Genomic DNA, 19,488 nt, shown 5'->3' on the forward strand with positions numbered 1-19,488 from the left:
CTGCGCCTCTCTTTTGCTCTTGTCCTTTTATTCTATCAGTCCTCTGTGCTGGAAGCATTCATTAAATGATCACGGTTGCTTGCTTTTTTCCGCCTTGAAGGGTCGTCAGAACAACTTCTCCGAAGATCTGCATACCCTCCACCACATAAGAATCATAATGGCCCGACGGCGCACGGTGACTAACAACGAGAATAAACTCCTCTTCCATTCCCGGAAGCTGAATCCCGCATGCCTCCGCTTGCCCGTCATGAACCCGCTCACCCGTATGACGGTATACCGGGACCATACGGACTCGCGGAGAAGCCGTTTCGCCTGGACGATGAGGATACAGCACCTGCATGATGCTGATCAATCCTTTTCCCGTCCGGGAGTAAGTCACATTCGCATTCGATTCCAGCAGGTTATATTCGCGGGATATCACACCCTCGCCCACTTCTCCGCGCAGACCGTCTATGCGTACGGGGATAATCGATAGATTCGCCTCCCCGAGGGTGTTTGTACGGCATATCAATGACTCCGCTTCTATCCTGACTTCTCCTGGCGGGTGCGGAAAATGAAAATGCTGGGTAAAGGTATGTTGCTCAAGGCACACCAAACTGTCAATCAGCAGCCAAAAATACGGCTTAACAAAAATGATCCTTCTCCGCGGATACAACGGTTCATTCCCATAGAGGTAGCCGTCATGCGCCCCCTCTACATAGTCAAACTCCGGCCTGCTGACCCATTTGCTGCCTAGCGGCGCGGCAATCCGGTCGAAAGACCAGGTGTCCCTGACCCCGGTAAACCCGATTCCATCGACAACCGTTGTGTTATGGGCTGCGCTCTCCTTCAATGCTTTTCTGAGCGGCGTATGATCGCTATAATTGTACCTTCCAAGATCCGTGAGCAGATCATAACCATAGGCATGAAGATCCACGTGCAGCATATCGGCGTGCCCGTGGCCTCCGCCAAGCGGGCCGCAGTGAAAATAAAGGTACAATGCTTCTTCGTCCCAACCCGTTCGCATCGTATAATGACCGGAATGGGTGAAAGCTCGGCTCTGGGATGGCGGCTCCGCTGGAACCATAGCTTTGTACTCCCTGATTCCGGTTATGCCGAACAGCCAGGCATTATCATAATCCGGTCGAGCATTTCCGCCATATCTTAGAACGGAATCCCCAAATAACCACGCGGCATAGGTCAGAATTCCACGAATATCACTATCGTCGCTGTCTCCCAGCATCGGCTGCCTGTGATTCGGCTTCGCCCAGTACAGAGAAGCTTCGGCCATCTCGCGGACCGTACGCCGAAATGGACCGTCAAGCTCCAACCCGTTTAGATTGGCGAGGTGAATGCAGTCAAGATAACAAGCCAGAACCTCATGATGGTATGTAGGCGATTGCTCCCAGTGGATGCCATCCGCCATAATCTGAAGCCTCGCCGTCTCCTTCAGTCTCTCTTCTCCCATTTCCAGCCAACTTGCCGACTTGCTGAATTCGGGGAAGAATAGTGCTATATGGTATAAACCGCAAGTTTCCAGTACTCCCCAGTTGCTGATATGCTTCCAGCTGGTGAAGGAAGCAGCCAGATACTCCCCGTGCTCGTGAAGCGAAATCAGCGTTTTACCGAGCAATGACGGAGTCAGGGAAGGGCTACCGATCATGTACCGAAGTGCCTTGATCCAGTTCACGCTGCGCAGACCCGCTTCGATCGGGCGCCATGTCAACGTATCCGTCGTAGGTTCTCCAGGAACAGGATTCCGATTGATCCAATCTTCAAGCTGGCGGCAAAATGCCGCCGCATACTCCTCATCGCCTGTCATCGCATACGCTTGTCCCAGCGCTACCCAATAGCGGTGGCGATTCATCATATAAGCCCACTCCACGTCTTGATCGGGAATATGACACCAGTCTATATCACCGTCAAATGTAACGGGAATAACGCTCCGTTCCATATCCCATGGGAAGCGGAACAGGAACGTCTGCCGCACCACCTCATCCGCCGTCTTCATCACGGTTTCCAGTTCCTCTGCACAGTATTGCTTCACATAATCCGTGATTTTCTGCTTATTCTCACTGCTCATCCACCATCCGGGTGTCCTCCGGCAAGTGAAGTATTGATGCAGCTCACTCAGTACATCGTGCCGATGACCTTGATCGTCTCCCTCTTGCATCGGACTCCTCCAGATTCATAATCGTCAAAACGGCATCCACCGAAGCCTCCGTAGCATCAGCGTTCATACCAGTACCCCTTGCGCCCGGTCTCCATCCGAATCAAAGCTTCCAGGTAAAAATAATCCCCCCAGATCATGAAATCATCCGGGGACAATCCGCCGCGCACATGATAAGAACCATGCTGCAGCAGGCCCTCCGCCTCTTTGCCGATCGTGGAATAATCTCGTACCAGCGAGGTCATGGAAGCCTTCAGTCCTTGTTCGAAGTCCTCTCTTTCGGGATCCTCCTCTTCCAGGTGTCCAATCAGTTCCAGCAAGCCTGCTGCCACAATGGCGGAGGCCGAGCTGTCGCGATAAGTCTCGGCGGTTACGGGAGCATTAAAGTCCCAAAGGGCGACGTGATCCTCCGGTAAGTGCTTCAAGAAATACCTCGCCATTCTTTTAGATGTATCGAGGTACGCAGGATCTCCTGTATATTGGTATGCCAGCGCGAAGCCGTACACCCCCCAGGCTTGTCCCCTCGTCCAAGTCGAACCGTTCGTATAGCCCTGATGTGTGGCACCTCCGATCGGCTCCCCGGTACGCGGATCAAAGAAAAAGGTGTGGTATGAACTGTCATCTCCCCGCACCAGATAACGTCTTGTCTTCTCCGCCTGCATAATTGCAACATCCCGATATACGGGAATGCCGGTTTGCTGTCCCGCCCAGAACAGCAGCGGCAGATTCATCAAACAATCGATGATGATGCGGCCACCCTCCTGTTCATCTCCTTCAGGACCCCAGGCTTGAATATAACCTCCGCCCGGACGCCAGCGTTTCAGCAGCAAGTCCGCAGCTTGAAGCGTCAACTGGCGGGCACTCTCGTTCTTCTCAACGATCCACTCCGCTTTGGAGGACAAGGAATACAGGAATCCGATATCGTGATGATCAAGCACCTTCTTATCCGCAAAGCGTTGGCGGAAATCTTCTACCGTTCGCACTGCCCCCAATCTGAAAGCCTCGTCACCTGTGTATTCATAACATAGCCAGAGAAGGCCGCTCCAGAAGCCGTTCGTCCAGTCGTCATTGTCATTCAGCAAATAAGATCCGTCCCTGCTGACGTGGGGAAATCTGGTCCCGAAGGTATCCATGTTTTTTCGGATTTTCTCTACGGCATCTTGAATCGCACTGCTCCACATAACCTCTTACTCCCTTCAAATCGATCCTGATTACGATTCATGATAAGGAGAGTCACCCGGTTCTTGTAGAGCCGATTTTTGCCTTGATGTGCAATATTTTGACTTCTGTGTCCCAAGGGCGGTAAAAAAGGATCAGATCTGTCCCTTTTCGCTGGAAACCAACTAAAAAAAGGGACTATCCCAAAAGATCTTAGATCTTGCGGAAGGCCCCCTTCTTGCTGTTAGAAGACGCTCCATGTACGAATCGTTCCGCCCATCGCTGTTGCCCCCACATTTCTTGGAATGGTTCTGAGCAAGGACGAAATGTGGGGACAAAGGCGAGCGCTGACGCTTGTCCGGAATCGATTCGATATACCATGGACCAACTCTATCTGAATAAACTGAAGCCATAGCGGTGTGGGAATAATATCCTGAGCACCGCCATGGCTTTATTTGACACACTTTCTGTTTATGAGAGCCGTTCATCAGGCAACTAAATCTATATAGGACGGTCCCATATGTCGCCAAGCGATATGGTCTAGCCGTCGTACTTCTTCCACTTTCTGATTTTGGTTCTGAAGCTTTTGAAAGGGGCGACTGAATTGATATGCAGCCATTTCCACATCGGCCAGTTGGCACTGGTTACCGTCCATTTTCGAACGCCCGGACGAAACAACTCTTCCTCGGTCAACCGGTTGATCCATTCGCACCATTCATCCGTCCTCTGCTTCAGCATGAAACGCAATTCTTCCAAAGAATAGGCGTCATACGCAAGGTAGAATTGCTGATACAATGCTCCCAATTGATTCCATTTATAGTCAGGGGTTGGCGTCGTGACTTCTTTGCCCGCTAATTCATCCTTCTCCCAGCTCATCACCAGCGTTAGCCATCCAAGCTGATAGGCGATCATCTCTTGCGGCGTTCTATCGACTTCGCCAATGCGATGATTCCTTTTATCCTCCGGGACATCATCAAATTCTTGGTCAAACAGCTTATACGTTTTTTGAATTTCTGCGATGAAAACCTCTTTGCTCTGATACGTTTGCAATGTACCCTCTCCTCCATCATTTACATGTTCCACTTAACAGGCACATCCAAATTATACCATGCTCAGGAACCATGTACGGTGATGAATATCATCTATGCGCTTTTCCTCCGGTAACACTGTATACCTAAGCATATATAAGCGACGACAGCTACTAAACCACTTACTCCAGCAGAGATTGAGAAGGATCTTTTACAATCTTCTATTGCACTTACAAAAGATTTCACCGCTCAAACAATAGCTTAATTCAAACAGCTGACAGACCTCTTCTTATTTCCTAGACTCTATCTCTTTCCGAAGCCGTTCAATCACTTGATCTATGGAGCTTTCACCAAGTTCGCCCTCGCCCCGTTTACGGACCGATACGTGATCGGAGTTCATTTCCTTCTCCCCAAGGACCAGCGTGTATGGTGTCTTCAGCAAACCCGCTTCACGGATTTTATAACCCAGCTTTTCATTTCTTACATCGACGTTCACCCGGATGCGGGCATTCTCCAGACGCTTCTTTACCTTTAACGAGTAATCGATATAATGGTCCGATACCGGTATAATCATAACCTGTACGGGAGCCAGCCACATCGGGAAAGCCCCGCCGTAATGCTCTGTAAGAATCCCGATAAATCGCTCGATGGATCCAAATACCGCCCGGTGAATAACGACCGGCCTATGCTTCTGGTTATCTTCTCCGATATACGAAAGATCGAATTTTTCAGGGAATTGGAAATCCAGTTGGATGGTGCCGCATTGCCAGCTTCGCTTTAAGGAATCAAGGATATGAAAATCGATTTTCGGTCCGTAAAACGCCCCATCCCCTTCATTAATCCGGTACGGCAGCCCTAGTTGATCCAGGACCTGCTGCAGGGAGGACTCCGCCTGCTCCCACAATTGTTCAGACCCCATGGAATCTTCCGGCCTTGTCGATAACTCTATTGTATATTCAAAGCCAAAGACTTGATAAACCTGGCTGATAAAATCGATAACCTGCTTAATTTCTTCCTGGATCTGATCGGGTCTTACAAAAATATGTGCATCATCCTGACAAAACGTACGCACCCGCATCATGCCGTTAAGAGCGCCTGAGAATTCATGTCGGTGCACTTGACCAAATTCGGATATACGAATGGGCAGCTCTCTGTAGGAATGCAGCGAATTTTTGTAGACTAACATATGCCCTGGACAGTTCATCGGCTTCAGCGCGTACTCCGTCTCGTCTACTTGTGTGAAATACATATTGTCTTTGTAATGATCCCAGTGACCGGACATTTCCCAGAGCCGCTTGTTCATCATCAGCGGAGTGCGCACCTCATCATAATCGCGATGGAATTGAAGTCCTCTTGCGAATTGCTCCAGCTCATTGCGGATAATCATCCCGTTCGGCAAAAAGAAAGGCATGCCCGGTGCTTCCTCCGAGAACATAAAGAGCCCCAGCTCTTTTCCCAGCTTCCGATGATCCCGTTTCTTGGCCTCTTCAAGCAGCAACAGATGCTCCTCGAGCTGCGACTTCTTGGGAAACGCTGTTCCGTATATCCGTTGCAGCATTTTATTATCCGAGTTCCCCCGCCAATAAGCTCCCGCCACACTCATTAATTTGAATGCCTTGATTCTACCCGTTGATGGAAGATGCGGCCCCCTGCACAAATCAACGAATTCCCCCTGCTCATACACCGAAATGACCTCGTCCTCCGGCAATTCACGGATCAGCTCCATCTTGTATGGGTCATCTTTGAAAATACGTTCGGCCTCCTGACGACCAACCTCCCTGCGAATAATCGGCAGGTCTTCCTGAACGATCCTCTGCATTTCTCGCTCAATGGCAATCAAGTCATCGGTTGTAATCGAATGCCCCAGATCCATATCGTAATAAAAACCATCCTCAATGACAGGTCCTACCCCAAAATGGACAGACTGGCTGCCATAGATCCGTTTAACGGCCTGGGCCATCAGATGAGCCGCGCTGTGCCGATACACGAACAATCCATCCTCAGAATCCAGCGTGATGATACTTACTTCCGCATCCTGACGCAGCTCATGATTCAAATCCACGAGTTTCCCATTCACTTTGGCTGCAACAGCCTGTTTCCTAAGACCTGAATGAATGGATTCCGCGATCTGGCTCATCGTCGTTTGTGCGGGATACTCCCTTTGGCTTCCGTCCGGCAGCGTTACTATAATTGACATTGTTATCCCTCCATCAAATTTTGATTGAACGCAAAAAAGCACTCGATCCCTAAGGGACGAGTGCGTTCAGCTCGTGGTTCCACCCTAATTTGATCCGAAAATGGCAAGCGCTCATACTGCCAGCGTGCTCTTTTGGATCCTCATTCAGACATCCGGTAACGGGGATGATTCGGTGTTTTCTAGTACCATATCTCGATAGTCGAACGACCGATCAGGGTTCAAAAACACAGCTACAAAGGGGTAATTCAAGAAGCAATCACGGAGGAAGCTTTCACCAATCACTTCCCTCTCTGGGCAGGTTGTTTCAAGAATCATGTCTTTGATCGTTGCTGATAGTAAAGTACTATAAGTCAGTTTTTTCTAATTGTCAAACATTAATCTGACTGATAGATCCATGTCAATATGGATAACTTACTGTCTCCTCTAATACAAACTATGTCAACATCTCTATCATGTTCACTTTTCTTCATTGTTCAAAGATATTTTAATCAAATACCCAACACCTAAACCGACAAGAACTCCTGGAAAGGCACTGCCCAGCGCTAAACCGATACCCGCTCCAATGATGACGCAAGCGTAAATAATGACATCTCCCTTATTCATTCCGTCCATCTCCCTCTGTATGCATTTATGACGTAGGCCGTAATTTTCTATGACAAAATACATCTTACAAGATGACGTCGCGTCGCTTTCAAGTGGTTAACGTAAAATAGTAAGGTTTAAGGGGATCATGGAGGAATTTGCTCCAGTAAATCGACGACATTCGAAATGATCGGTTAAATCTCCCTTGTTTCTGCTTGAAGCCAAAGCGTTTAATATCTTACCATATGACATTAACGCTGAAGGAGGGTTGTCCATGGATATGGTTATCGATTTAGGAGTCAAACTGATCATCAGCTTTTTCGGGTTATGGATCATCACTTTTGTTACGGGGAGAAAAACCATCAGCCAGCTTACACCGCTTGACTTCTTGTCTTCCTTAATTCTGAGTGAAATCGTCGGGGCAAGCCTCTATGATGATAAGGTAAACCTATATCATTTGTTATTCGCGCTTGCGCTTTGGACGACGATGTCTTACCTCTTCGAGAAGGCAACCACCTACTTTGTTAAGTTCGGATATTTAACGGAAGGCCGGGCGGTGCTTCTGATCGATAACGGTAAACTCAACCAAAAATTGCTAAATAAATACGATATGGAATATAAACAGCTGTTATCCATGCTGAGACGGCAAAGCATTTTCTCGTTAACTGAAGTTAAATACGCCATTCTGGAAACGGACGGATCGCTGTCTGTCATGCGCAAACCCGAGTACGAGCCGCCTACGGCCCAGGACATGGGCATGGAAGCCAAGCCGGACACCTTTACGGTAACGGTCATCGACAAGGGAAAGCTGCTCGAGGAATCGATGCTCGGCAAGCACATTAAACAGAGCGTGATCCAATCGAAAGCGCGGGAACAAGGTTTTGACTCCCTGGAAGATATCGCTTATGCGGAATATGGAGATGACGGGAAGCTTTATGTTTATTCCAAACGGGAGGTTCAGGATTGAACCTGTACGTCTAATGAAAAACCAAAAAAGCCTGATTTGTCAGGCTTTTTTGGTTCGTCTCTACTAACTACAGTGCGAATTCAACGATATATTGTTTGCACACCGTACCATATCCTAGGGACTGATATAAACGTACCGCGCTTAGATTCTCTTCCAGCACATTCAGATACACATCGGGAGTGATTGCACGCCCCTTACGGGTCAATTCCGCGCACACTTTCTTGCCGTACCCTTGTCTTCTCCACGCCGCATCCGTGCCGATATTGCCAAGCTCCACATAATCATCGCTATAAATATGATATCCGCCGACAGCGATGAGCTTCCGATCCTGAACAACCCCATAAAACGGATTTTGAAGCTCTTCCCTTGCAAAAGCCATCGAATGAAACTCCGCCATCTTTGACTCGATCAGGTCAAAGTATGAGGGGTCTAAACGAAACACCTCGTCATCCCCTAACGGCAAATCTTCAAGTTGCCGATGCTTCATGAGAAGGATACCTGCGGGAGGTTTCATCACATCAATCTCAGGGTTCAGACCCTCCCATTCATCCTCATTCACGATAAAGCTCCCTATTGCCCCATCGGGTAATTCCAAATCTCGTTTCATTCGGGTCAGCACGGACCGAAATCGAAATGATGTCTGAAGTGGATAAAACGAAAAGGCGTAGAAAGGCAGACCTTTCAGGAAGGCTGTAACACCCAGAAGCTCTCCACATTCTGAGAACTGCCCATAGTGAACGGTATGATTTTTCCGGAACGTCAGATAGGAATAATATAAGAAATGCTGCTCTCGGTTTATCGTTTCTAAGAGACGCCCCAGTTCTTCAGGCAACAGTCTGCGAATCACCAAGTCTTCTCCCTTTCTCAAAAGAAATCCATGAGGTAGGTTTGACCCGCGGGGATCATCGTCTCCAACTGTGTCATGGCCTTTGGATTTCCTGATAGCCGGTGAACGGCATGCAGCGCCTGCGGCCTTTTGTATCCCGTAAACAGCGCCGATAACGTCTGAATATTGGTGGTCAGATCAGCCTGCTCCCCTTGATCGGTCGGAAGCTCCGACAACTCCGCTTTCCCCTCTTGATTAACTGATAACCTCCATCTGCCCGCATTCCAAGGCGCAACGGAATCTTCCACCTCTATGGTCATTACGGCTTCCTGATGCGCTTCAAAAGCGTACTGCTCCACAAAGGATTTCAAATCTACGATACGGGCCATGAAGTATGGGACGATTTCCTGGGTAACGCGTGGATCCGGCAGCATGAACGGCAGCTGATCATCCCCAGGTACCATCGTCATCGTAACCTGCTCAATCCTGGAATCATGGTTTCCAAAAAAGGTCCAGAGTGCGTTTCGGGCTTCTTCATTCAGGTACACAAATTCGTCGCACACGAGATCTTTGTCTTTGAGCTCATATAACGCGTAGCCCGTCGGTTTGCCCTCCGCTGAATAATAAACAACGCTGTGACTGTCCCCCTGCAGCACGAATCTTGTCCACCAAGTGTCATCCCGCACAAGCGTACCGTTATAGCGGCTGGCATAGGCTTGATACATGCCGTCCAGTGTTGGAATATCGGTAACGCCTCTTACAATGCGGCCAGGCACTTCCACTTTACGCGGGAATTTAGATACCGGGATGATGTACTTTTTATATTCCGCGTACAGCTCCCAGCCAAATTTACGATAGAACGGGATCGAGAATGGATGCAGGAAGGAAAGGGTCTGGCCTTTGCCCTTCATCTCTTGCAATGCATGCTTGAGCAAGGTGGATACATGCCCCTGTCTGCGGTTCTCGGGCCAGGTTGCCACACCGGCAATACCGCCCATATCGAAAAGGTTTCCATGCATATAAACTTGCAGCGGGATGATGGTCAGCTTCGCTTGCAGCTCTTCTCCATCAAAAATCCCCCAGAAGCGTTCAGGTTTAAAATGCTTTTGACTGGATTCTCGCTGCTCCGGTGTCAGTGTATATTGAAAGGCATATTCGGATAATTTTGTGCTGATCTCAAACTCGTCGGATCTTAATTGTCTGAGTTCCATACTTGCTTCACCTCTCCAATCTTTATATGTACTTTTGTTGCTGAATTACCGTTTATCCCGGTTCAGAATGTTGTTCCAGGATATATGATCAGTATAACATTGCTGCTGCCTATACGGTACAAAACACCGTCCGATTTCAGGCATATATCCAACCGTATTTAGATACACAAAAAATCAGAATATTTTTCACGAACTTTTTGTAAGCTACTTGACAAAGTTAACCCCCTGAGATTATGATTAGCTCATGCAAAATAACAAACACATCACGGTAAAAATAAATTTCAAATAATCGGGAGGTAACAAGAATGTCTAAATTGAACATCGGTATCATTTTGGGAAGTACCCGTCAAGGCCGTTTGAGCCCACAAGTAGGTGAATGGGTTAAACGTATCGCTGATGAACGCGGAGATGCAAACTACGAGATCGTAGATATCGCTGATTACAAGCTCCCGCTTTTGGGCGAAGCTGATGCTACAGAGCAAGCTACCGCTTGGAACAATAAGCTGAATAGTCTTGACGGTTTTGTATTCATCGTACAAGAATACAACCACAGCATCTCTGCCTCTTTGAAAAATGCACTCGATTTTGCTCGTGAGCCATGGAACAATAAAGCAGCAGGTATCGTGAGTTACGGTTCTGTTGGCGGCGCTCGTGCTGCCGAACATCTGCGTGGAATTCTGGGCGAATTGTCCGTAGCGGATGTTCGTGTACACCCAGCACTTTCGTTATTCACTGATTTCGAGAATGGCTCTGTGTTCAAACCGGCTGATCTTCATCTCGTCAACCTGAATGGCATGCTTGACCAAGTGTTGGCATGGAGCAGAGCATTGAAAACACTGCGTTAATCTCTGATCCAAGGACTGTCCCCTTCATCTTCCGATGAGGCGAGGGCAGTCCTTTTTATTTTTCGGGTACCATAGGTCTTTCAGCGACCATAAGTCTATACCGCAGCCCTTTCCCCGTTCCTACTCCATATCAATCTGGAATGTTTCTTTCAATCCCTTCTTGCCTTCAGGCGTGATGGTTATGGCCCTTGTTCTTGGCAGGCGTTGTATCCAATTTAACTCCAATAACCTTTCAAGCAAGGCATGGCCTAATGCGCCGGCAAGGTGATGGCGTCTTTCACTCCAATCCAAGCATCGATGCGTGAAGGCGCGTCGTTTTCGCTTGACTTGTTCCAGATCAATCTGAAATGCCTTAAAGAATTCTTCCCCTTTTTCTGTAACCGTAAATTGATTTTCCGTTTCGGATATGACCCCTGCGCTAAGCAGCGAGTTGGTCAATTGGATTCCCAAGCTCCCTGCAAGATGATCGTAACAAGTTCTTGCCTGACGTATGGCTTCGTGCTCCGTAGCTTGGTTTAATGATCTTATTTCGACAGGCGGCGTTATCGATAGAAGAGTCTCCAGGATTTGGGCAACCTCCTGGTTTCGTATTCCGTAATAACGATGTCTTCCCTGTTCTTCGACGGTGACCAGATTCGCCGCTACCATTTTCGATAAATGGAAGCTTGCCGTTTGCGGTTTGATTTTTGCCATGTACGCCAGCTCGCTTGCAGGATGATATCGCCCATCCAATAAGACGGTTAAAATGGCCGCTCTCGAAGCATCGCTTACGAGTGAGGCTACTTGTGCTATGTTCGAATTCGCATTCATCTCTATCCCTCCTGATGTAATCCATATTTCGATGAGCATCGAACCTTTTCTATTTTACAATGATTTGGGATAGAACAGTTAATGGGAGGAACATTTTTATGAAGAAAATGACAGGCATGATCAACTCGGACATCATTAAACCGAAAATCCTATACTATGGAACCCCGGTTATTTTGCTCAACACCCTAAACGAAGATGACACCGTAAATATTAGCCCGATCTCCTCATCCTGGGCGCTAGGAGAATATATCATTCTAGGGATCGGACTCGGGGGTAAAGCGATAGAGAACTTGGAAAGGCACCCGGAATGTGTCATCAACATTCCCGACCCTTCCTTATGGGAGAATGTTGAGAAATTAGCCCCTCATACAGGAAAATATCCGGTTCCTGATTATAAGGCAAAGAACGGATTTACTTATGAAAAAGATAAGTATGCGACAAGTGGATTAACTCCTGCGGATTCCGTCACCGTAAAGCCTACTCGCATCATGGAGTGTCCTATTCAAATCGAGGCGACAGTGAAAAACATTCGGGTTCCTGACTATTCTTCCATGTTTGCCATTGTCGAAACGCAGGCGATCCATGTACACGCCCATAGCGACATCATCCTGGATGAACATCATATTGATCCTGGAAAATGGAGTCCGCTCATATATAATTTCCGGCATTATTATGGTCTCGGCCATTCTTTAGGCAAAACCTATCGAGCCGAAACATAACATTCGTGGAGTTAATAAAGAAGAGGCCCGCAGCATATGCGAGCCTCTTCTGTACTTACACGTTATTATGGCTTAATCGGAATGGTCATTTCCAGTTCCTTCAGATATGTTTTATCCCCGTGGCTGTTCTTTCCATGACCGACTACGCTCCAATCCTTGTTGTTTACGGTCAGGGTAAACGGCTTAATTGTTATGGATTTCGGAGTTCCGTTAATAGGACTGTACAGTTCATCGATATGGTATTCGGTTTTGGGTTCGCTATGGAAGTAACCGAATTTTATTTGGTTCAGAACATTTCCTTGATCATCCACAAGCTCATAATAGACCATGCTCGCGCTGTAATCGCCTGATTGCTCTGGTGAAGCTGGAACCGGACCTTGACTGTCCAGAACCAGACGGGTCGATACCGGTGAAATATCCAATTGCTTGACGGTATAACTGAATTGTCCATCCGATTTCGTAGCATCGTTTGGCTTCACGACAACCGATTTTTTATCGACATTCACTGGGACCTTGAATTCGAAGGTTTCATTCACTTGAGTTACGTTGGCCTGAATAGTCAGCTCGAATTGATCAGGCAATTCCAAGCCCTTGGTAAGCTCAACCAAATAGGCGTTGTCCTTTGAGGGATGGGTTCCGAAGATCCCTTCTCCATACTCCACATCTCGTCCATCCACCAGGATTCGCGGTCTTTCGATATATCCTTTCACCTGGTCTTCCTTGGCTACTTTCCTCGACTTGATAAATTCGCTATCGGGATTACCAATTATTGTTTCATCTTCGCCTATATACGGAGAAGCTGTATTCGGCAAATCCACTCCCTCGCGCTCCAGTATAAAGGACAGCCGGGTTCCATCATATAGAAGGTTAGCTATCTTCAAAGTCACGCCATCGTGAGTCACGCTCAAGTTAGGTTCGGATAGAATTCCTTGCTTTATAGCGGTATGAACTGCTTCTTCGCTGGTTCCTTTGAATAGCACGCCGATCACTGGGATTTGCTTCAGGTTTGCCGCCATCACCGGCGATACAAATCCTGACCCGATCACGGTTCCTCCCAACACTGCTGCCGCGGATGCAACGAGTATCGTTCTTTTTAAACCACTCGGTTTCCGTTTGGATGATGCTCTTGTCATTTCACGTTCTCCAATCCTGTTCATGATTTGATAGCTCAAACTATTCTTCGGTAAAGACGATTCGCGTATCATTTCTTCAAGTACATTCATTTCAGCGAATTCCGTTTGTTTCGGCAATTGTCCCACGTGCTACCTCTCCTTTTTTGCTTATTCGGTCTATCAGTTTACGTCGTAACCGTTCATACTTCTTTCGTATCGTTGCCGACTTAAGTCCCATAATGTCGCTGATTTCCTCAAAGGTATACTGTTCAACCGCCTTCAGCAGCAATATGTGTCGTTCTTCTGCTGTCAAGTAGGTTAACAGCTCGTACACAATCGGCTCATGCTGAGATATTTGCATAACCGGCTGCTGTTCCTTGTAATGCTCGATCAGGTTAAGAAAACGGCTCTGCTTTTTTTTGATGTTGATCAGATGATGATAGGCCATTTTATACAACCAGGCGGAGAAAGACACTTGTCTCTTGTACTGATGAAGATGTTCATAGGCACGAATAAAAATTTCTTGTACCGCATCTTCAGTCTCCGCATGATTTTTCAGAATATAGTAGCAGTACGTGTACATCTGCCGCTCAAACTGGAGGATGATCGCTTGGTATGCGTGTTTATCTCCTACTTTGACTTGTTCTACAACCGCTTCAATGGCTTCTCTTCTTCCTTCCGCTTCCCCGGGGATGGTTGGCTGCAAGCGAGCTCACCTCCTTCTCTGTTTACCTATATAACAATCCCAACAAGCGATTTTGTGACACCCATTATTTTATGTAGTGTAATATGATGAACGAAGCTCCTGCCTCTAATAGCGTCTGGATGCCGGGTATGAGTCTCATTTAGCGTCGCTATCGCAGCTACAGCTTGGGGTAGCTCTTAACATAATTCAAGAATCGCTTCGTAGCTGGAGATATTTCCCGCATGGAGTTTACGGCAATGCCGAGCGATCTGAAACTCTTCTCCTTCAATTCGATCAACCGTATATTCCGTTGCTGCCCTCGCAGCACAAGTTCTGGAAGAATGCTGATGCCCAGGCCCTTCTCGACCATGGCCATAATGGCATAATCGTCACCAAGCGTATATTTGATAGCCGGCTTGATCCGGGCCTTCTCCAGCATTCGGTTCACATCATAATCGGAACCTTGGCTGGGCATAATAAACGGTTCATTCTCAATCTGGGACAATGTAATCGAATCCTCCGAACGGAGCGGATGTTCCATTGGCAGCAATACAAGCATCGGGTCTTGGTGCAGGGGAATCGCATCAAATATATCCGACGTTGGAAGTGACAGGAACCCGCAATCAATCTTGCCCTCCGCGATCCAATCCTCAATTTCCCGATAATCTCCTTCAACCAAACGAATCTCGATATGGGGATAATCCCGCTGGAAATCCTGAATAATGCCGGGCAGCCAGTGAACGCCGACGCTGGTGAAGGTACCAATGTGAATGGTTCCCAGCTCGATTCCATGAATGGAAGCCACCTGCTGCTCCAAATGTTCGTTCCATTTCAAAATTTCCCGCATCGTCTTCAGAATCTCTTCGCCATTGGTTGTCAACTTGGCGCCCGAGCGGTTCCGGATCAGCAACGAGAAGCCGAATTCATCCTCCAGGCTGTTGATCATATGGCTGACACCGGACTGCGTAAATCCCATCACTTCGGCGGCTTTGGTCAAGCTTCCGAGCTCGACCACTTTTAATAGAACTTTAAATTTATTTATACTCAAGGGAATTCCTCCTGATCGTTTATTACATGAATTTTACTCATATTTATTATTAGAAACATTCGTTTTACTTGTCTATTGTACGTGAGTATACTGATTCTGTTCAATCACTTGAAGGAGGAAAAAAGAACTTGAAACCGCTGAAGGCCGATCTTATGATTTTGTTCATCACCATTTGTTGGGGCTCGTCCTATCTTTTTATGAAAATGGGACTGGATTCGCTGGGAGAGTTTAATTTGATAGCCCTACGCTTTGGATTGGCCTTTATACTTGCAGGAGTGATTTTTCTCCCCCGCTTGCGCCAGGTTAACGTAAAAACGATTCGGTATGCCATGCTCCTGGGCTTTATATTATTTATCATGTTCACGGCGCTTACCTTGGGTCTGAAGACCACGACCACATCCAATGCCGGATTTCTGGTCAGTCTAACGGTGGTGTTTGTCCCCTTATTACATACGTTTCTATTTAAGAAAAAAATAGAGAACAAAGTGGTTGTCAGTATTTTGCTAGCCTTAACCGGCATCGCGCTGTTAACCATCCAGCTTCCTTTCACATTTAAGATTGGTGATCTGTTCTGCATAGCGGCGGCATTATGTTATGCGCTCCATATCAATATGGTAAGCACTGCCGCGCAGAAGGTTGATACGCTAAGCCTCGGCATCCTGCAGCTTGGGTTCACGGGATTGTATGCGTTCATCTCATCTCTGCTCTTTGAAACTCCAGTATGGCCAAGCACGACCCACTCGTGGATTGCTGTCCTTGTTCTTAGCGTGGTATGCACCGCAATCGGGTTCATCTTCCAGACGATCGCCCAAAAATATACAACCGCTACCCGGACGGGACTTGTATTCTCCCTGGAGCCTGTATTCGCGGCATTGGTCGGATTCTGGTTTGCTCACGAGATCATGAATTCCAATCAATATGTGGGTGCTGCCCTTGTGTTCCTTAGTGTTGTATTATCGAGCGTTAATGTAAAAGTGAGACGACGCTCTACCATCAAGAATAGACCCATTCCAATGGAGACGTATTCTGCTGAATTCAAGTAAAAAAGCTTGACTTATTCCTCAAAAATTTATATCTTTATATCACGGCTTAACTGATGACGATATCAGTTATGCAGGAACGTGATTAAAGGGGAGTAGCTGATACAACAAAGTCGTCATTCCGGGAAAGTTCCCCGGCTTTGTTGGCAACGATACGTTGTTTGCGAGACCTTTACCACACTCTGTGGTGAAGGTCTCTTTTTGATTATGGAGGACCTTCACCTGCCGGTGGAGGTCCTTTTTGTGCCTTCAATTATACAACTAGGAGGAATTGGTATGGAGCTTTTATTGGAGTATGGGTGGGTACTGTTGGTGCTCATCGCACTGGAAGGGTTGCTCGCAGCAGATAATGCGCTGGTCCTTGCCATTATGGTGAAGCATTTACCTGAGACTCAGCGTAAAAAGGCTTTATTTTACGGGTTGCTCGGAGCGTTCGTCTTCCGCATTGGTTCGCTGTTCTTAATCTCGTTCCTGGTGGACGTATGGCAGGTGCAAGCTATTGGCGCACTCTATCTTCTCTACATTTCGATCAATCACACATTGAAACACTTTATCAAAGGCAAGAAACCAACGGAAGACGCCAAGCCGCAACCGGACAAACCCAAGAAGCAATCCGGCTTCTGGATGACCGTCTTCAAAGTGGAAGTTGCAGACATCGCGTTTGCTGTAGACTCGATACTTGCAGCCGTAGCACTGGCTGTAGCACTGCCGCCAAGCGGTCTGGCGAACATCGGCGGCCTGGACGGAGGTCAGTTCATCGTCATCTTCCTGGGAGGATTCATTGGTCTGATCATCATGCGTTTTGCGGCATCCTACTTCGTGAAGCTGCTGCAGCAGCGCCCCGGACTTGAAGTGGCAGCATTCCTCATTGTCGGTTGGGTTGGGGTCAAACTTGCAGTCATCACCCTTGCGCATCCGGATGTTGCCCTTATCGACCATCACTTCCCGGAAAGCTCGATCTGGAAGGCATCCTTCTATATTGTTCTTGTGCTGATTGCCGTTATCGGATGGTTTAGTTCATCGAAGGAGAAAGTGCAAGACGAGGACAATGCAATCAAGGAAGTGGAAGACCAGCAGCCTGGAAAAACGCTTCAAGGATAAATTCGGTTTCGGATTGGAACAGGACAACGCAACAACTGAATCTATAGATTGATCCAACAACAGACAAAGGCGATTTGCTGACGGTGTATAAACCGTTCACAAATCGCCTTTCTTCCTGCTTATATGGTTAATTGCATATTATATAAATTCGCATAAGGGCCTTGACGGGCAATTAATTCATCATGCGTGCCCTGTTCCTCAATTCCGTCCTCGGATAACACGACGATTCGCTGCGCATTCCGTACCGTTGTCAGGCGATGAGCGATGACAAGCGTTGTGCGATTATTGCTCAACCGTTCCAGCGACTCCTGGACGGCTCGCTCGCTTTCATTATCCAGGGAACTGGTCGCTTCATCAAAAATAAGAATCGGCGGATTCTTCAGGAACACGCGTGCAATGCTGAGCCGCTGCTTCTGTCCTCCGGACAGCTTGACGCCGCGCTGCCCGATATCCGTATCGTAACCGTCCGGCAGTGCCATGATGAAATCATGGGCATTCGCTCTTTTCGCTGCTTCGATGATTTCCTCCTCGCTGGCCTCCATATTGCCATATCGGATGTTATCAAAGACGGTTCCCGCAAACAAATATACATCCTGCTGAACAATCCCGATATGCCTCCTTAACGAGTGCTGCGTGATATCCCGGATATCGCGTCCATCCAGCATAATGCGTCCTTCACTTACTTCATAAAAACGCGGAATCAACGAACACAATGTCGTCTTCCCGACGCCGGAGGGACCTACCAATGCCACATACTCGCCGGGCTTAATGTCCAGCGATACATGTTTCAGCACATAGCCATAGTTATCTTTGTATCGGAAGCTGACGTTCTGAAATGTGATATTCCCCTGAACCTGCGTGATGGCCGCAGCATCAACAGAATCCTCGATATCCGGCTCTACCTCCAGAATCTCCATGAACCGGTCGAATCCCGTAATGCCCTCCTGATACAGCCTGGCGAAATTAACCAGTCTCTGGATCGGTTCAATCAGAATGCCGATGCACAAGAAAAAGGTCAGCAAATCCGCCAGTTCCAGCGAGGCATCCACGATTGCGGCTCCGCCAAACACAATGACCGCTATGGTAATGAGTTGGGTAAACCCGACCAACCCTTCGTGAAAGTAGGTTTCACTCTTATACCCTTCCCTTCTGCTGTCAACGAACCGCCCGTTAGCATAAGCGAACTTTTTCCTCTCCACATGTTCATTCGTAAACGACTTCACCACGCGGATACCCGATAGAGAATCCTCGACCTGGGCGTTGATATCCCCGATCCGATCCTTGCTAACCCGCAGCGCCACATTCATCTTCTTATTAAAATAAAAAGCAAACACAGCCATGACCGGCAGAAAAAGAAACACGATCAGGGTAAGCTTCACGTCAATATACATTAAGATGATGAATGCACCCAGGAACTTCAGAACGGAAATGACGATATCTTCGGGCCCATGGTGATACAATTCGGTTAGCGATAGAATGTCATTGGTGGTGCGGGTCATGAGCTGCCCTGTTTTGTTCTCATCGTAGAAACCAAAAGACAGCTTCTGAAAATGGTCAAACAGTTCCCGTCTCATGTCACTCTCCATATAAGCCCCCATCATATGTCCTTTATAGGAGATGAACATATCGCAGAAAGTATGAATGAGGACCATCGCCAGCATGACAGCACCCACTGCATAGATTTGGGTCAGCGGATTCGGGGAATCCCCTTCCAACACGTTAATAGTGATATACCTTATACACAGCGGAAGCATCAGTGTAATTGCCGAAACAACAAAAGCACATGCCAAGTCTGCAAATAACAACCCAAGGTACGGTTTATAATAGGACAAAAATTTCTTGGTTCGAGAATTCAAATATATCTCCTCCATAATGTTGGAGGGTTAAATGCTCATATCCCTCCAAACTTGATTCATGATGTACTCGATTGTTTTTCTCATTCCAAACACCCTTCCTTTTACTTGATGACTCCATCATACCCAAAAACGGTACCACCCCGGAGTGTAAGAA

Annotated in this window: 17 protein-coding genes; 5 read left to right on the plus strand and 12 right to left on the minus strand. The window is 47.5% G+C overall.

The annotated features are described in order from the left end of the window. Nucleotides 1–61: 61 nt before the first annotated feature. From PLA01S_RS05175 to PLA01S_RS31865, 5 genes are all read right to left on the minus strand, one after another. Nucleotides 62–2,152 (minus strand): alginate lyase family protein, encoded by a 2,091-nt coding sequence (locus PLA01S_RS05175; RefSeq protein WP_246059339.1) that lies wholly within the window; start codon nt 2,150–2,152, stop codon nt 62–64. Nucleotides 2,153–2,208: 56 nt separating this feature from the next. Continuing rightward, nucleotides 2,209–3,330, minus strand: coding sequence for a glycoside hydrolase family 88 protein (locus tag PLA01S_RS05180; RefSeq protein ID WP_127590454.1), 1,122 nt, complete (start codon nt 3,328–3,330; stop codon nt 2,209–2,211). 517 nt (nt 3,331–3,847) lie between these two features. Next, nucleotides 3,848–4,357: a ClbS/DfsB family four-helix bundle protein gene (locus PLA01S_RS05185; protein ID WP_127590456.1), complete on the minus strand. Its 510-nt coding sequence runs from the start codon at nt 4,355–4,357 to the stop codon at nt 3,848–3,850. 267 nt (nt 4,358–4,624) lie between these two features. Further along, nucleotides 4,625–6,532 (minus strand): threonine--tRNA ligase, encoded by a 1,908-nt coding sequence (gene thrS, locus PLA01S_RS05190; RefSeq protein ID WP_127590458.1) that lies wholly within the window; start codon nt 6,530–6,532, stop codon nt 4,625–4,627. A gap of 456 nt (nt 6,533–6,988) precedes the next feature. Continuing rightward, nucleotides 6,989–7,135, minus strand: a complete 147-nt coding sequence (locus PLA01S_RS31865; RefSeq protein WP_164817314.1) for a hypothetical protein — start codon at nt 7,133–7,135, stop codon at nt 6,989–6,991. 253 nt (nt 7,136–7,388) lie between these two features. Here PLA01S_RS31865 and PLA01S_RS05195 point away from each other — a divergent pair, with 253 nt between their 5' ends. Next, complete coding sequence (locus PLA01S_RS05195) at nt 7,389–8,081, plus strand: DUF421 domain-containing protein (RefSeq protein ID WP_127590460.1); 693 nt, start codon at nt 7,389–7,391, stop codon at nt 8,079–8,081. A gap of 67 nt (nt 8,082–8,148) precedes the next feature. On the opposite strand, the gene PLA01S_RS05200 is transcribed toward PLA01S_RS05195, so the two are convergent. Then, nucleotides 8,149–8,928: a GNAT family N-acetyltransferase gene (locus PLA01S_RS05200; protein WP_127590462.1), complete on the minus strand. Its 780-nt coding sequence runs from the start codon at nt 8,926–8,928 to the stop codon at nt 8,149–8,151. A 17-nt stretch (nt 8,929–8,945) separates the two neighbouring features. After that, nucleotides 8,946–10,118, minus strand: a complete 1,173-nt coding sequence (locus PLA01S_RS05205; protein WP_127590464.1) for a GNAT family N-acetyltransferase — start codon at nt 10,116–10,118, stop codon at nt 8,946–8,948. Between the two features lie 305 nt (nt 10,119–10,423). Between PLA01S_RS05205 and PLA01S_RS05210 the strand changes: the two genes are divergently transcribed. Further along, nucleotides 10,424–10,963, plus strand: a complete 540-nt coding sequence (locus PLA01S_RS05210; RefSeq protein WP_127590466.1) for an NADPH-dependent FMN reductase — start codon at nt 10,424–10,426, stop codon at nt 10,961–10,963. 120 nt (nt 10,964–11,083) lie between these two features. Here PLA01S_RS05210 and PLA01S_RS05215 read toward each other — a convergent pair whose 3' ends face one another. Next, nucleotides 11,084–11,773, minus strand: a complete 690-nt coding sequence (locus PLA01S_RS05215) for an ArsR/SmtB family transcription factor (protein WP_127590468.1) — start codon at nt 11,771–11,773, stop codon at nt 11,084–11,086. A 98-nt stretch (nt 11,774–11,871) separates the two neighbouring features. On the opposite strand from PLA01S_RS05215, the gene PLA01S_RS05220 reads away from it, so the two are divergent. After that, the gene (locus PLA01S_RS05220; RefSeq protein ID WP_127590470.1) at nt 11,872–12,492 is read left to right on the plus strand and encodes a flavin reductase family protein; all 621 of its coding nucleotides are present in this window, start codon (nt 11,872–11,874) and stop codon (nt 12,490–12,492) included. 65 nt (nt 12,493–12,557) lie between these two features. Here the strand turns inward: PLA01S_RS05220 and PLA01S_RS05225 are convergent, their stop codons facing one another. The 3 genes from PLA01S_RS05225 to PLA01S_RS05235 form a co-directional block, all read right to left on the minus strand. Further along, a complete protein-coding gene (locus tag PLA01S_RS05225; protein WP_127590472.1) occupies nt 12,558–13,751 on the minus strand; it encodes a DUF4179 domain-containing protein in 1,194 nt (397 codons plus the stop codon). Continuing rightward, nucleotides 13,717–14,310 (minus strand): RNA polymerase sigma factor, encoded by a 594-nt coding sequence (locus PLA01S_RS05230; RefSeq protein ID WP_127590474.1) that lies wholly within the window; start codon nt 14,308–14,310, stop codon nt 13,717–13,719. The genes PLA01S_RS05225 and PLA01S_RS05230 overlap by 35 nt, the downstream gene beginning before the upstream one ends. Nucleotides 14,311–14,467: 157 nt before the next feature. Next, complete coding sequence (locus PLA01S_RS05235) at nt 14,468–15,337, minus strand: LysR family transcriptional regulator (RefSeq protein ID WP_127590476.1); 870 nt, start codon at nt 15,335–15,337, stop codon at nt 14,468–14,470. A 128-nt stretch (nt 15,338–15,465) separates the two neighbouring features. Here PLA01S_RS05235 and PLA01S_RS05240 point away from each other — a divergent pair, with 128 nt between their 5' ends. Both PLA01S_RS05240 and PLA01S_RS05245 read left to right on the plus strand, forming a co-directional pair. Further along, the gene (locus PLA01S_RS05240; protein WP_127590478.1) at nt 15,466–16,380 is read left to right on the plus strand and encodes a DMT family transporter; all 915 of its coding nucleotides are present in this window, start codon (nt 15,466–15,468) and stop codon (nt 16,378–16,380) included. Between the two features lie 273 nt (nt 16,381–16,653). After that, a complete protein-coding gene (locus PLA01S_RS05245; RefSeq protein WP_127590480.1) occupies nt 16,654–17,478 on the plus strand; it encodes a TerC family protein in 825 nt (274 codons plus the stop codon). Nucleotides 17,479–17,597: 119 nt separating this feature from the next. Here PLA01S_RS05245 and PLA01S_RS05250 read toward each other — a convergent pair whose 3' ends face one another. Next, nucleotides 17,598–19,334: an ABC transporter ATP-binding protein gene (locus PLA01S_RS05250; RefSeq protein WP_127590482.1), complete on the minus strand. Its 1,737-nt coding sequence runs from the start codon at nt 19,332–19,334 to the stop codon at nt 17,598–17,600. Nucleotides 19,335–19,488: the final 154 nt, after the last annotated feature.

The sequence above is a fragment of the Paenibacillus lautus NBRC 15380 genome (assembly GCF_004000945.1).
GTDB classification, from domain to species: domain Bacteria; phylum Bacillota; class Bacilli; order Paenibacillales; family Paenibacillaceae; genus Paenibacillus_AQ; species Paenibacillus_AQ lautus.